This window comes from Candidatus Diapherotrites archaeon (assembly GCA_030688545.1).
GTDB lineage: Archaea > Iainarchaeota > Iainarchaeia > Iainarchaeales > VGJJ01 > VGJJ01.
The window spans coordinates 121,689-135,658 of the sequence record JAUYHT010000006.1; the positions used below are offsets into that span (position 1 = coordinate 121,689).

Consider the following 13,970-nt stretch of genomic DNA (forward strand, 5'->3'; position numbering starts at 1 on the left):
GTTGAGGATGCGTTCCTACCGAAATAAATATCATCCCAGATCATCTCCCGGCCGGACGAAAATGCTCCCTCCGAATATGCCCGATGGATACCATTTTTTGAGGGTTTTCCATTGATAAATGACATGATCCGCGAGGGGGGATATGATTCTCCCCGTCCATCCGGGAGTGGTGACGCGGCAGAAGCTCTCGATGAATACGATGGGAACCCCTTTGATTTTGGCCGCGAGGCAAACCGGAACGGTGACATCCGCCCCCGTGCTGATCACCAAATCCGGTTGTTCTTGGGAAATGATTTTCCATGCCCTGAAAAAAGCCTGTATCGTCTTGATCGGGTGGCGGGCCGGGCGGGAAATAAAATGCACTCTTTCGTATTGGGAAAGGGATAGGGTGTCGTCGCGCTGGAAGGTGACGAATACATGGTCGTGCTTGGAATAGAAGGGGGCCAGTTGCCGCATCTCAGTGAGGTGTCCGCCGGCCGAGCAGGTGAGGAGCAGCTTCATAACATTCCCCGTGTCCCGCCACCGGTGGCGGTGAAATTGCTCCAGAATACGAAAAGGGCAAATAGGGCCACGATAACCTGCAAGCCCAGGATGATAAGTACCACTTGCTTTTCTGAAAATTTTCCAAACCGCATCACCACATGCGTTAAACTTCCAATTTTTTCAGGAGATTGGAGCGTGCCGTCCTCTTGGATTATTCCAAAGCTCTGGGCCTGCATTTTCATACGGGCTTTCAATATGAGTTCGATGAAATAGAGGAGAAATAGCATCAGGCCCAATTTTTCGAGGTTTCCGATGATGGATACGGACGCGAATGCGGCTCCCATCATGAGGGTGAAAGAGTCTCCCGGGAATACTCTTGCCGGGAACCAGTTGTAGGCCAGAAAAGCCAATATTACTCCGATGAGGGCAAGCATGAGGATAATCACCTCGATCTCTCCCAACGCTAACCCGACGATGAGGAAAACGATGGCATTAATCAGCCCCATCCCCCCTTCCAGTCCATTCAGTCCCGCGAGCATGTTCATGGCATTGCTGGCCCCCGTCACCGCAATGGGCACAACGAGGAGCGAATAGAATAGTCCCAGGTTGACGAGTCCCAGGAGGGGAATGTCCATGGTAGGATCCCCGATCACTTGAGGCAAAACCATGAGAGGGAGTGCCGCGAACAAGGGAAATAGGGCGTGTTGGTATTGCCGTATTCCTTTGGTCCAACCAATGACATCGTCCACGATCCCAATCAACCCCACCACGACGATAGTAAGAATGGCCGCCAGGAGAGGGAGCAATTCCAATGGGGCGAATAACCCCACATAGGAATGAAAAAAAAGCGCGATCATCACCGCGAAAATAAACCCGAGCAACACGACCGTGCCCCCCATCCCGGCAACAATCGGTTTTCCTTTCTTGTTGAAATCCCCCCATTCGATTTTCTGGAGATGCATACGGCGGATGAAAAAAGGGTAGACGATGTAGTCGATGAGGAAGGCACTCAGAAGGATCAGCACGTAACCCAAGATCAACAAGTAGCCCAAGAATGGTTCCATTATATGAAGTCCCCCGTATTCGTATTATAATTCCGATGAAAAGAGGCGAATCCCCGCTTAAATGGAAATGTGGTTCATCCGTCGAAAGGAAATCTATTTAACTCGGACACTGATGGGAGTTCTTCGTGGTCAAATGGAAAAACAAGAATACGTAAAAATGCAGAGTCTGGAAAATGAGAATTGGTGGTACCAGTCGCGGAAACATCTCATTCATTTATTGGTGACTAAATTTGCCATGAAAATAGATTACATGATTGACGTGGGGTGCGGGAATGGAATGATTTTACATTCCTTTTCCAACATAGAAAAAAGGATTGGGATTGAAACCCATCCGTTGGCAGTTTCAAATGCTCGGGAAAAAGGTTTAACAATCATGGATAGCATCCGGGAAACACCCGATCAAGCAGACCTGGTCCTCCTCATGGATGTCATCGAGCATGTTCCAGATGACGTGACTTTTTTAAAAGAAGTATTGGCAAAATTAAGCTCGGATGGAAAAGCCATCATCACCGTACCCGCTTTCCAATGGCTGTGGAGCATTCATGATGAAAAAGTGCACCACTTTCGACGTTACTCCAAAAAAAGTCTAAACGCATGCATCCAGAAAGCCGGTGGGAAAGTGGATCATTTGTCTTATTGGAATGCCATTTTCTTTTTACCCGCGATGGCCCGAAAATGGTTTCCGCATGGGAAAGATGAAAGCGATTTGAAACCAATCTGGGGCCCCTTGAATAATTTGATGTATCATTTGGTATGTTTCGAGAATTCATTCAGTTCGAAGATTTCCATCCCTTTCGGGACGAGTGTCTATGCGGTAGTATCCAAGGGCGATTCATCAATGGAATAGATGCGCACGCCCCCCGCATTGCGGTAGACTTCGGTGTAATGAGATTGCACCGAAGCTTCCCCGAACCAGAGGCGCACCAGCATGCTCTCATTGGCCGCGCGGGAGAAGAAATAGACCTTACGATTATCGAAATCCCGATACATGAACAAGGGGGGGTCCCTATTCGTCTGATTGGGATTACTAGTCCAAGTGGTGGGGGTGGCATTCATCTGGGCCTCTGAAAATTGGTTGCCCCCGCAATTGTAATTAACCTCTTTTGTCAAAACCGTTTCCTCCCGAGAACAATTCATCACGAAACCCAACACCCCTTGGATGCGGGGATCATTGATGTTGGTGACTCCATAAGCATAAAATCCGAGGTTGGGAAGTTTCCCTAGCAAATCGTCCCCGAAGATGAGGTGGGTACTCCCATAGTTGGCGACGATAGCATTGGCCTGGTCCACGTCCCGAGCAAGGATGAACCGCGCCACATCGGAGGTAGCTTTAGTATCTGCATTCCGGTTATCGATGATGACCTTCCGATTGGCCAGGAAGGATATCCAGTGCCCTTCGTCCCACCAATTGAAGAACTTCGTTTCTCCTGGCAGATTTTCGTCGGCCCAGAACAGGGCTGTTTTCCATCCGGGGGAAAGTTCGATGTTGGGCACGTTTTGGGTTACAAATAAGGTGCCGATGCCCACGCTCAAGACAATCATGAATCCCATGGCCGCCGTCACCATCTTTTTCCGACGGATGGATTTATGGGAGACCCATCGCCAACCAAGCATCATCACGACGGCTCCCATCAAGGCAAGAGGCAACCCCCAATAGTAGGTGAACTTGAGTTTTCCCCAGGCCATGAAAAAGGTGACGAGCAACCAAATCAGGGGGATAACCAGGAATTCGAAATGCCTGGATCTCCGCAGGAGCAGATAGCCTATCGCGGGAATCCCGATGATGGCAAAGAGGACGAGGAAACTGTATTTGTTTCCGAAATAGTTTTTCCCTTCGCTCTCTTCCCCCACGGTTTGCCCCAACACATCCCCTGTTTGCAGACTGAAATTGAACATTGTCACGAGTAATGGGGATAAAATGAGGGCCAGGATGATGAGGATGTACAACCATTTGACAACGGTTCCCCCCCATTCCATCCGCTTCTTGGTGAACCATAACCCGGCCGATAGGATGGCCATTCCCAGGATGACAAGAATGGTATCCGCATATCCCAGTGTGGGATTTTTGAGAATCACCCCCAATATCCCCCCAAACTGATCAAGCCAACCCAGATTAGTTTGGATGGTGGCGCTGATGGCCAACAGGATGAATGCGACGAGCCATAATCCAGCGTAATGTTTCGCCTTCTCCAATTCATCCTCGCGCACCCAGAGAAGGAACTGCACGAATCCCACGCCAAGGAGGATGGGGATCAACATGTTGAATGCCGACCACGTGAAAACCATTAATGAGAAGCTGATGCCAGCGAGGAGGGCATCGGTGATATTTGATCTTTTCCATTCCGGTTCACGCACCGCCCGCACGAGAAAGACGAATCCAATGACCATCCAGATGAAACCAAGAGAATCATCTTCGAAAAACCCTCCCATGGTGCGGTACACGAATGCGGGGATCACCGCGGCCAATATTCCTGTCAATAACCCCGCGGCTTTTTCATGGGATCCTTTGAACAATTCTTTCCCCAGGAAATACATGGCTACAGCGATGAGTGCGCCGTAAAGGGCGGGCAATATCTTGATGAATAACACCCACACCTCGAAATCGTAGGGGGCATTAAATGTGAAAATTTTGTAGATGGCCGCGGAGATGTACCAGAACAACAGCGGAACATTTCCCAGCGTGGCCGCGGCGACATTTTGATAATAGCCCAAAGGGTCAATCATGGGAGCAGGAAGCCCTTGCAGAATGTAGGAAACCATGCGTGCGTGCCAGTACGAATCGAACTCGAAGAATAATTCGTATCGCATCAGCTGGGCGCGGACGATGAAACCAAGGATGAAAACGAGCAGGATGAATAGGAATTCTTTTCGCCAGAGTAAATGGGAAACCTTTTCTTTCCATTTGGTGAAATGGGATTCCTTTTTTGAGGATTCTTCCGGCACTGGAGAGGGAGGAGATTCTGGATGAGGCGCGGAATCCATTTCCATGCCACTACAATAAGCCATTTCGTTTTAAAGGGCCGCTTCCTCGGCACGCTTTCGATGGCCGCTTTCGATCGGCCGCCCCGAACCCGGGGTATCTCCGATACCCCTGAAGAAATAACAACGGATAAATCGGGCGTGCGTCCCGATGGACGTGGGAGGTCGTTGATCTCCCAGCAGCCGAAACGATTTCCATTCTCTTGCGTTATAAATCGTTTTTTGATCAAACTTTTTTTAAAAAGAGAGTCGTTTTTTTGATCAAACTTTTTTTAAAAAAAGTTTGATTGACAGCGTTGGCACGGCTCCAGGAGAAATCCCAGTGCCATTAACCACCGGTACGCGTTTCACTTCCGGGTTCGAGATGAGTCCGGGTGGGGCCACGCCCGTATGGCCGTCAATCGAATGGAATGGGATAAGGAAGGGTTAAAAAGGATTGGGCGAAGGCGCGTATCACACGTCTTTTTCCTCTCCCTCTACCGTATCGTCTTCAGTTTCCTCTTCGTCTTCATCCTCGTCCTCGTCGGGAGCGAGGGGGGATACTTTCTGCGATTTCTTCTTGGTGCCCCCTTTTTCGAGGCCACGAACCAAGTCGTCGGCGGTTTCCAGGCCGTGGATCATCTCTTTTTCGGTTTTGGCCCCCGCGCAGATCACTTTCCCGTTCTTGAATAACAGCATCGTCAGTTTGGGGTTATCCAATCGGAGGATGGCTCCCGGAAACTGCTCCGGCTCGTATTCCACATTGTCCAGTTGCATGGCCGTGGCGAACAGATCCAGATTCTGGTGCAGATTGCCCGTGGCCACAAGATTAACCACTTCATATTCAATGGTTTTGAGTATTTTCACGGAGGGCTGGATCTCATTGATCATTTTATTGGCTTTTTTGATGGCCAAATCAATTTGGGCCTGGGCGCTTGCTCCCGAACAGATGATCTTCCCATTCTTGAATAGGAGCATCGAGACCTTGGGTTCCTTCAGCTTGAGGATGGCCCCTGGAAACTGCTCCGGCTCGTATTCGATGTTGGGGATGGACATCGCCAGGTTATAGAGATCCAGATTGGCATTCAATCCCCCGGATGCCACCAGGTTCACAATAGAATAATCGATCTTCCTTCCCTTGTGGGTGAATGTATGTTGTTCAAAGACCTGTCCTGATCCTTCACTCATACTTATTCCTCCAACCCGTTTTCCCCGAGGCCTCTTCTTTAAAAAGGCTTTAAATATACCACCTTGCCCCCAACCCATTTAAAAAGGAAATGCCGGGCCCGTTCACGTGAAAAAGGGGTTTTGGGGTGCTACTGCAAGAGCTGTTTTCTGTTCCATCGGATGTACATGGGCTAATTTCCCAATTTCATCATTTCCCCTTTTTCGTCGCCAGAAAATGGTAATTTTAATGGCAGAAATAGGATTTTACGGGAGTCAGAGACGATATTATTTACCCATCAACCACCCATTCCAGGCCCCATCTTAACGTTTCCTCGTCTTAGATCAATTCCCAAAAATCCCTTTACCAATTCCATCCATCCTATTTCATCCCCTCCTGAGGTTCTTTCCCCAAAAGGCCGCTTTATAAGATTTTCTTTGCCGGTATCATGGAAAGCCCGCGAGTATATTTTTATCTTTCAGAGGAGCAGCACCCATGGCCAACAAGAAAGCACGAGGATATCGCGCCAACACGCGCGCCAAGATCCGCGGGGCCGCGACGCGCCCCACGGTGAACCAGCTCCTCCAAACATTCGATGTGGATGAGACGGTGCAGATTGTGATCAATGGAACCATTCATGCGGGCATGCCCTTCCGCCGCTTCCACGGCCTCACGGGCCAAGTAATAGGGCATCAAGGACGCGCCGTAAAGGTGAAGGCCTATTTGGGTAACCAGACGTGCATCGTGATCCTGAATCCTATCCACTTGAAAAGATTGACCACTATTTCAAAGAAAGAAGCCAAGGTGAGCGCATGATAGGGAAAGAGACATTGGAAAAGCACCCCATCTCCTTAGCCCACGTGAAGGATTTGCTAGAATCCCGCGAATCCACAAAAGAAGCTTCGTACGAACAGAACCAAACATTGGAGTATGTCACCAAATTCGCCAAGCTGAAAAAAGAGGACGCGGAAGGGCTCTATAACAATCTCATGAACATCGAAGGAATGAATGAGGATGCCGCGGTGAAGATCGTGGACTTCCTTCCCGAGGACGCGGAGGCATTGAAACTCATCCTCCCCAAGTCCTCCAAACTCGAGGAATCCATTTTCCCCGACATTCTTGAGCGGGTAAAGAAATTCCGGGGCTGATCCCATCAAAGTGGGGGTTGGCCGGGGTTTCCAGTTGGACACACCCATAAATACTCGGTCAGCCCTCCCTTCTACGAGTGATAACTATGAATGAAGAACGGGCTATCATACTGGATTTTCTCCCCCATGGAAAGAGCTCGAGCTTCAAGAGCGAACCCCTGGCTTTAGTCGTGGGAACGGCTTTCTTCACCCTGCTTGAGGTAGTGCCCAAACCCAATACCGAGCTCAAGCCCTTGGAAGAGGCCTACATTGGAAAGGAGGCCCGGGACAAGATTGACCATATCAAGCAGCGCACGACCTACGATAACCTCACCTCCAATGCCCGGGCGGAACTGGATAAGGCCATCGACAAGATCATTGGAATGAACGAAACTAAATTCCTCCAGTTCTTCAACAGTGCGGGACCCATCTCCCTCAAGCGGCATCGCCTGGAATTGTTACCGGGAGTAGGCAAGCACCACATGGAATTGATCCTCCGCGAACGCACCACTAAGCTATTCGATTCATTCACCGAGCTGGAGTCGCGGATAAAATTCCCCACGTCCGTCACCAGTATCCTCCGGCGACGCATCCTCAATGAATTGGAAGGTAAAGAGAAGCACTTCCTCTTCGTCCGCCCCCCGCAAATCGAGGATGAACGCCACGTCCGCCGATTCAGGTGATAGGCATGGGCGGCCTGGACGAGCTGCAGCGCGATATGGTCGCGCACTCCTTTTTTCCCGATAAGAAATTTTCGCAGCATTTTCTGGTGGATGAATCAATAATCCATCTCCTCGTGGATTCGGTGGGGGTGGGAAAAAAGAATAGTGTTCTCGAGATCGGCGGAGGCACGGGGTTTGTTACTCGGGCCATCCGCGAGACGGGAGCCCGCGTCATTGTGGTGGAAGTCCATGCTGCTTTGGCCGCGGTTCTTCAAGAAAAATTAGGCGACCAGAACGAGGTGCGAATCATTCAGAATGATATCTTGAAGGTTAATTTGAATCAATTGGACTTTGATACAGTCATCGCTTCTCCTCCGTATGCCATTTCAGATGACATTATGTATGCATTGTTCGCCCGCGGGTTCGATAATGCGTCATTGGTATGGCAATTGGAATTCGCCGAGAAGCTGTTGGCCCCCGAAGGAAGCGCGGAGTATAATGCGCTCTCCGTGCTGACCCAATATTTCTTCAATGGGGATATCGTGAAGAAGATTTCCCCCAAGGCATTCTACCCCATGCCCCAGCAGTTCTCCTCCATCCTCGTATTGAAGCGGAAAAAAGTTCCCCCCATTCCTAATCATGCCCAATTTGTCGAGTTTATTCGCACCCTTTTCCGGTTTAAGAACAAAACCCTGGCGAATGCCTTGCGCCTCGCGGCGCGGCATATTCCCACCATCCCCTCTTCCGAACAGTGTGCCCTACTCTTGCGTCCATTCGACTGGGCGGGGAAAAAGGTGTTCCTCCTTTCTCCAGTGGAGTTCGTGGCATTGTACCATGCGCTTCTACATTTACCTCAAAAATAAAATTAATGTCCTCTTTTTATTCAAGGTGTTGAGGCCGCGATGCAGTACGCCCGCGATGTTTCACTGGAAACATTTCCGCACAATGAAGCGTTTCGGGTGATCCCGGCCACGGCGATGAGACAGGCATCCTTGGCTCCCATGAATACTATGCGATCGCACTCAGACGCTGACCTCCGGGCAATAGCCACTTCCGTGAAGCAGGTGTCCCGTGCCTCGGTGCGCGGGATAGCATAGCAAATGTCCCCGTCCCGCGCAGAAATAGCAGCCTGGATGTAGCAGGATTCTTTCTTGTTTCCCAATAACCCATCGATGAACGTGCCCGTGGAAAAGATCTGGGCGCATTCGCTCGAGGACACAGGCGCAATGGGTCTGTCAACCGCCTGGCGGAATAAGGGGCCCGTGATGAGCGTGGGGTCACCCGGGTCAAGGACGCGGAATCCAGAAAGGGCGAGCCGAGCGGCATCCGGAGGATACGTGAATAGGCCGAAGACGAATGGTTCGGGGCACCCGCACACGGTGCAGGTCACATCCACATTTTGGTAGGCCAATTGGATGTCCAGCACGCGAATGTCCCGCTCTTCATAGAATGCCCGCACATAGGACAATTCCTCTTCCACGGGGAATTGAGCATAGGGGCGATTGTTCTCAATCCCCCATTGTTCCCTCCAGGGGAGCACGGTACATTTTCCTGGCTGCAACAACACCCATTCAGGGGCATCCATCGAGGCATCTGGGGCGATGGGCAACTCCCACTGGGTTACCCAGAAGAGAATTCCCAATGATATGAGAATGAGTCCCACCACCATGGCCACGGCCCGCTTGTCCATGAGCCCTTTTGGCGCTCCCTCTTTAAGAAAGGCCGCTACCCCCCCTTGCATAAAAGGACGGAATTTGACTCCTGTCGGCCGCCGGGGGATTGAAGAATCCCCCTCGTCCCTCGGAGCGCACGATCGAAAGCGATTATCATCGTCGTGTGGATTCAGAGTCGTTCCGGCCGCTGGGAGGGTGTAACCCTCCCACGTCCATCGGGGCGCACGATCGAAATCGTGCATGTGCAGGGGTAGGATTTAATACCTTGCACCCGGTAGTATGGTGCATAACCCATGCTCCGGGGGCATTGGGGAACAATGAGGGGTGATGTGGGAATGGAGAGCATTTTTCAACGGGGGGTTCAGCGCGCCGCGTCCAACCAATCCGGTTTCATGCCCAGTGGGGCCGTTAATCCCGATTCGATTACCCAAACGCAACCCCCTCAACCTATTCGGAATGATTTCACCGCCAAGGATGAGGAGTCCATCCGCCAATTCCTCAATGAATCCCAGGCCAAGATCGCCGTGGTCGGTGTCGGGGGCGGGGGAACCAATACGGTGCAGCGCCTCAATGAAGTGGGTTTGGATGGCGGGGAAACCTACGCCGTGAACACGGATGCGCAGGCTTTGTTGCATATCCATGCGACCCGGAAAATTTTGATTGGAAAGCAGCTTACGCGTGGATTGGGAGCGGGATCCGATCCGTCAGTAGGAGAGGCGGCCGCGCGCGAGAGTGAGGGAGAATTGAAGGAGTTGTTGCAAGGCTCCGATTTGGTTTTCATTACGTGTGGTATGGGTGGAGGTACGGGAACAGGAGCGGCCCCCGTCATTGCGAGCGTGGCGAAAGGGTTGAACGCCCTCACTGTGGGAGTGGTTACCCTCCCTTTCACTGTGGAGGGGCGCACGCGCATCGAGAATGCGTTAGAAGGATTGAACCGCTTGCGCAAGGAAGCGGATACCGTTATCATCATTCCCAACGACAAGATTTTGGAGATCGCTCCTGATTTGCCAGTGAACGCGGCCTTCAAGGTGGCCGATGAGGTGTTGGTGAATGCGGTGAAGGGAATCACCGAGATGGTCACCAAACCAGGATTGATCAACTTGGATTTTGCGGATTTGCGCACCATCCTTTCGCGAGGGGGAGCGGCGCTAATTGGGTTGGGGGAGAGCCGGGCTGACAAAGCGAGCGACGCGCGCGCGTTGGAAGCGGTGGAGAATGCTCTTACTTCACCCTTGCTGGATGTGGATATCTCCCACGCCACGAAAGCATTGATTAATGTCATTGGGGGCACGGATATGACCCTTCGCGAGGCCGAGATGATCGTGGAAGTGGTGGGCTCGCGCATTGATGGTAACGCCCATATCATTTGGGGGGCGATGATCGATGAGAGTATTCCCCGGTCGCAGATCCAAGCCATGGTTGTTGTGGCGGGGGGAAAAATCCCTTTCCTCGACAGCGTGCCCACTCAAGGGGCTGAACGGGTGGATTTGGATATCGAGTTTACGGAGTGATAAAACATGTTCAATCTCAAGGAGCGCTGGAATGATTTTCTCACGGGCGCCCAACGCGTGCTCACGGTGAGCAAGAAACCGGATGGGAATCAGTACAAGAGCATGGCCCGCATTACCGCGTTAGGAATCCTGGTGTTGGGGATCATCGGATTCGCCGTGGAATTAGTGAGTTTTTTGATCAAGAATCTCCTTTGAGGCGTCCTTTTTAAAGGCTTGTGGGGCCCATCCTCTCATACGATTTATCCATTTCCAGGGGAAGAGAAACCTATGATCTACACGGTGCGCACCACGGTGGGACAGGAGACCATGCTCATGGACCTCGTGGCCGCCAAATCCAAGAAAGAAGGGTTGGAAATTTACAGCATCGTCGTCATGCCCGGGTTAAAGGGGTATGTCCTGATCGAGGGGGATCATGAGAATACCGTCCAGCGAGCCATCGCCGGCCTCTCATTAGTAAAGGGCCGCGGGGTCGTGGCGGGAAAAATAAACATCGAGGAATTGAGCGCGGTGTTCGCGAGCAAACCCCTCATGGAAAGCATCAAACCCGATCAGAAAGTGGAGCTCATCTCCGGACCATTCAAAGGAGAGAAAGCCCGCGTCATCCGCGTGAATGATACCAAGGAAGAGGTCACCGTGGAATTGCTCGAGGCCACGGTGAAGATCCCGGTGACCATCAAAGCGGAGCACATCCGCGTGATCAAGGAATGAAGGATTTGTTTTATGGTCCGCCCGACCAAAGGAGAGAAGAAACCTCTCATCAGCGTAGTAATCGCAGGCCATAACCGCCCGGATTCGTTACGCGAGACCCTTCGCGCGCTACGCGAGCAGACCCTTCCCGCGTCCCAATATGAAGTATTGGTGATCGGGTTCCCCCCAACGACATTGCAAGCTGTTGCCGACGAAAACAAAAAACTGGCCAAGCACGCATTTCATTATCACGAAATAGGTTCTCGCTGGCCTGATGCTAAACGCAATGAGGGCATTCGCCGGGCGCTGGGTAACATCGTGGCGTTCACGGATGATGATGTGGTGCCGGCTCCCGATTGGCTGGAAAAAATAAAGGATTTTTTCCATTCTCATCCGGATGCGGTGGGAGTAGAGGGCCGAACTACCGGGAATAACACCCCCCTCCTCTCGCATGCGACGCGAAATGAAAAAGGATTTGAGTTTCCGGCCTGCAACTATGCGTTTCGTAAGGGCATTTTAGAAAAAATAGGGGGCTTTGATGAGGCATATCATTTCTTCCGCGAGGATACCGATCTCGCCTACAAGGCTATGCAGTTTGGAAAGGTGCCCTTCGATCCCCACATCCTTGTTTTCCATCCCACCCGTTTCACCCAACCGGCAGCCATCCTTCGAGAATTGGGAATGACGCGGGGTGAGATTCGCTTGGCCAAGAAGTTTCCCAAAACCTACTATCGGAAATACGGAATCGTCGGAAAGGGGGGATGGAAGCAGGCGCTCATTACCTGGGTGGCCGTAGGCGCGATCTTTTTCTTTCTGATGAAAGAATTTTGGTTGTTGGCACTCGTCATATTGTCCATCCTTTTCCTGATTCGATATTTAATTTCATTCAGAGGGAGAACATTCACCTTTTCCCAAGCCCTTTGGGTTTTTGCCTACATGGGAATTCGAGACCTCGCCTACCCATTCTTCTTTACCTATTATTGGTTCACCGAGCACCCTAAAGTAGAGGAAGCGGCGGGAAGCGAGCAATTGGCTTTATAAGTGTTTTTTGGGGGAAGATGGGAATGCCCGAAGTGAAAGTGTTGATCGATGGGGGAAAGGCCACGGCCGCGCCCCCTTTAGGGCCCGCGCTGGCCCCTTTGGGATTGAACGTGGGTAAAATCGTTTCTGAGATTAATGAAAAAACCAAATCCTTTTCCGGGATGAAGGTGCCCGTCACCATTGATATTGACGTGTCCAAGAAATATACTATTTCTGTCGGGAGCCCACCCACAAGTGCGTTAATAACCAAGGAAGCCGGCATCCCCAAAGGAACGGGCAACCCTAAGACCACGATGGTGGGAAATCTAACCTTCGACCAGGTGAAGAAGATTGCGGAGATGAAGTTGGGAAAAATCAATTCGTATGACGTGCGTAGTGCGTGCCGGGAGATCATCGGCACGTGCCATTCCATGGGCGTCACCATTGATGGGGTGCACCCGAAGCAGGCCCAGCAGGACTTCGCGGCTGGCAAATACGATGCGCAATTGGTATGATGGCGTGTCCCGAATATTTTATTTTTTAGTTTCATTCAATCCTCTCCTTTCACAAAAAACTAAAAGCCAAGAGTCATGAACGATAAAGCAATTATCCATTTTTGGCAAAACTATTTTTCAAATGGTATTCATTTTTTGATCGAACTTCATCGTAAACACTATTTTTCCGTCAACGCTTTTTCCAGTGGAAAAAGGGTTGTTACGATGCCCGCAAAACATGGTTTTGCTTGGTTTCTTAAAAAGTTCGTTTGGTGAGCGTGCGCGCTTCTTCAAGAATATCGCTGGCGATGTACCCGTACCATTTTTTTCTTTTCAATCTATCACTCATTCGTCCATTCAACCATGCGGCGCACGCGGCGGCTTCGAATGGGGGCATTCCTTGCGCCCAGAAGCTCGCGGTGAATCCGGCCAGGACATCCCCGAATCCCCCTTTGGTCATCCCGGGGTTGCCTGTCTTATTGATATAAGTTTTTGTTCCCCCCACGATCACGGAACGCCAATCCTTGAGATTGATGACCAGGTCATTCTTCCCAATCATGTCCCGCACCCTTTTTTTGCGGGCGGGAATTGAAAGACCCCGCACATCCATACCCGTCCAGAGGTGAAATTCTTTCACATGTGGAAGGGCGATGCAGTGGTTCAACCCTTTCAATCCTCGAGGCATGGCGTGGAAGGCATGCGCATCCACGACGAGCCGGGTGCCATCCCGCACGAGCATGGGAATGAGTTTTCGGAGCGCCGGTAGGCTTTGGTCCCCCGCCCCATTCCCCACCAGGACCACGTCGTTTTCCCTGGCAAGGGAGCGGATATGAGACACGTGACGAGAATTTATGTATAAGCCAGGGAGGGGGGCTCCTAATATGTCAGGAAAACCCGCATTGGCGCTTTGAACAATAGCCTGTGGCGCGCAGAGCGTGACCAAATCCCCTCCTCCGCGTAATACGGCCATGCTGGCTAGGATAGGCGCCCCGGCGTAGGGGGGAGAACCCCCTACGACGAGCACCCGCCCATGGTTTCCTTTATGGGCATTCCTTTTCCTCCGTGTCCAAAAATGGGTGATTTTCTTTTGGGGATTAAACCCTTTCATGAAGGGGATGCCAGGGCC

Annotated in this window: 16 protein-coding genes and 1 rRNA gene; 10 read left to right on the forward strand and 7 right to left on the reverse strand. The window is 51.3% G+C overall.

Annotated elements, in window-relative coordinates:
• Positions 1 to 30 precede the first annotated feature (30 nt).
• Both pssD and Q8P05_03565 read right to left on the reverse strand, forming a co-directional pair.
• Positions 31 to 501, reverse strand: coding sequence for a PssD/Cps14F family polysaccharide biosynthesis glycosyltransferase (pssD, locus tag Q8P05_03560; protein MDP2666551.1), 471 nt, complete (start codon positions 499 to 501; stop codon positions 31 to 33).
• Positions 498 to 1,547, reverse strand: a complete 1,050-nt coding sequence (locus Q8P05_03565; GenBank protein MDP2666552.1) for a hypothetical protein — start codon at positions 1,545 to 1,547, stop codon at positions 498 to 500. The genes pssD and Q8P05_03565 overlap by 4 nt, the downstream gene beginning before the upstream one ends.
• A gap of 157 nt (positions 1,548 to 1,704) precedes the next feature.
• Between Q8P05_03565 and Q8P05_03570 the strand changes: the two genes are divergently transcribed.
• Complete coding sequence (locus Q8P05_03570) at positions 1,705 to 2,394, forward strand: methyltransferase domain-containing protein (GenBank protein ID MDP2666553.1); 690 nt, start codon at positions 1,705 to 1,707, stop codon at positions 2,392 to 2,394.
• On the opposite strand, the gene Q8P05_03575 is transcribed toward Q8P05_03570, so the two are convergent.
• From Q8P05_03575 to Q8P05_03585, 3 genes are all read right to left on the reverse strand, one after another.
• Positions 2,355 to 4,535: an STT3 domain-containing protein gene (locus Q8P05_03575; protein MDP2666554.1), complete on the reverse strand. Its 2,181-nt coding sequence runs from the start codon at positions 4,533 to 4,535 to the stop codon at positions 2,355 to 2,357. The two genes, Q8P05_03570 and Q8P05_03575, sit on opposite strands and share 40 nt — an antisense overlap.
• Positions 4,536 to 4,811: 276 nt before the next feature.
• Positions 4,812 to 4,928 (reverse strand): 5S ribosomal RNA (gene rrf, locus Q8P05_03580).
• Positions 4,929 to 4,979: 51 nt separating this feature from the next.
• Complete coding sequence (locus tag Q8P05_03585) at positions 4,980 to 5,693, reverse strand: TATA-box-binding protein (GenBank protein MDP2666555.1); 714 nt, start codon at positions 5,691 to 5,693, stop codon at positions 4,980 to 4,982.
• Between the two features lie 472 nt (positions 5,694 to 6,165).
• Between Q8P05_03585 and Q8P05_03590 the strand changes: the two genes are divergently transcribed.
• From Q8P05_03590 to rsmA, 4 genes are all read left to right on the forward strand, one after another.
• Positions 6,166 to 6,486, forward strand: coding sequence for a 50S ribosomal protein L21e (locus tag Q8P05_03590; protein MDP2666556.1), 321 nt, complete (start codon positions 6,166 to 6,168; stop codon positions 6,484 to 6,486).
• Positions 6,483 to 6,818, forward strand: a complete 336-nt coding sequence (locus Q8P05_03595; GenBank protein MDP2666557.1) for an RNA polymerase Rpb4 family protein — start codon at positions 6,483 to 6,485, stop codon at positions 6,816 to 6,818. Before Q8P05_03590 ends, Q8P05_03595 begins: the two co-directional genes overlap by 4 nt.
• A gap of 86 nt (positions 6,819 to 6,904) precedes the next feature.
• Positions 6,905 to 7,480 carry a DUF655 domain-containing protein gene (locus Q8P05_03600; protein ID MDP2666558.1) on the forward strand — a complete coding sequence of 192 codons (576 nt, stop codon included), beginning with the start codon at positions 6,905 to 6,907 and terminating at the stop codon, positions 7,478 to 7,480.
• Between the two features lie 5 nt (positions 7,481 to 7,485).
• Positions 7,486 to 8,322, forward strand: a complete 837-nt coding sequence (gene rsmA / locus Q8P05_03605; protein ID MDP2666559.1) for a 16S rRNA (adenine(1518)-N(6)/adenine(1519)-N(6))-dimethyltransferase RsmA — start codon at positions 7,486 to 7,488, stop codon at positions 8,320 to 8,322.
• A gap of 20 nt (positions 8,323 to 8,342) precedes the next feature.
• Here the strand turns inward: rsmA and Q8P05_03610 are convergent, their stop codons facing one another.
• On the reverse strand, positions 8,343 to 9,149 hold the full coding sequence (locus Q8P05_03610) for a hypothetical protein (protein MDP2666560.1): 807 nt from the start codon (positions 9,147 to 9,149) through the stop codon (positions 8,343 to 8,345).
• A 318-nt stretch (positions 9,150 to 9,467) separates the two neighbouring features.
• On the opposite strand from Q8P05_03610, the gene ftsZ reads away from it, so the two are divergent.
• The 5 genes from ftsZ to Q8P05_03635 all read left to right on the forward strand — a co-directional run bounded on the left by ftsZ (position 9,468) and on the right by Q8P05_03635 (position 12,865).
• Positions 9,468 to 10,643: a cell division protein FtsZ gene (gene ftsZ / locus Q8P05_03615; GenBank protein ID MDP2666561.1), complete on the forward strand. Its 1,176-nt coding sequence runs from the start codon at positions 9,468 to 9,470 to the stop codon at positions 10,641 to 10,643.
• Positions 10,644 to 10,649: 6 nt separating this feature from the next.
• Entirely contained in the window at positions 10,650 to 10,838 is a 189-nt protein-coding gene (locus Q8P05_03620; protein ID MDP2666562.1) for a protein translocase SEC61 complex subunit gamma, read from the forward strand.
• A gap of 72 nt (positions 10,839 to 10,910) precedes the next feature.
• Positions 10,911 to 11,351, forward strand: a complete 441-nt coding sequence (locus Q8P05_03625; protein MDP2666563.1) for a transcription elongation factor Spt5 — start codon at positions 10,911 to 10,913, stop codon at positions 11,349 to 11,351.
• Between the two features lie 12 nt (positions 11,352 to 11,363).
• Positions 11,364 to 12,371: a glycosyltransferase family A protein gene (locus tag Q8P05_03630; protein ID MDP2666564.1), complete on the forward strand. Its 1,008-nt coding sequence runs from the start codon at positions 11,364 to 11,366 to the stop codon at positions 12,369 to 12,371.
• Between the two features lie 23 nt (positions 12,372 to 12,394).
• Complete coding sequence (locus Q8P05_03635) at positions 12,395 to 12,865, forward strand: 50S ribosomal protein L11 (GenBank protein MDP2666565.1); 471 nt, start codon at positions 12,395 to 12,397, stop codon at positions 12,863 to 12,865.
• A gap of 235 nt (positions 12,866 to 13,100) precedes the next feature.
• Here the strand turns inward: Q8P05_03635 and Q8P05_03640 are convergent, their stop codons facing one another.
• A complete protein-coding gene (locus tag Q8P05_03640; protein ID MDP2666566.1) occupies positions 13,101 to 13,952 on the reverse strand; it encodes an NAD(P)H-hydrate dehydratase in 852 nt (283 codons plus the stop codon).
• Positions 13,953 to 13,970: the final 18 nt, after the last annotated feature.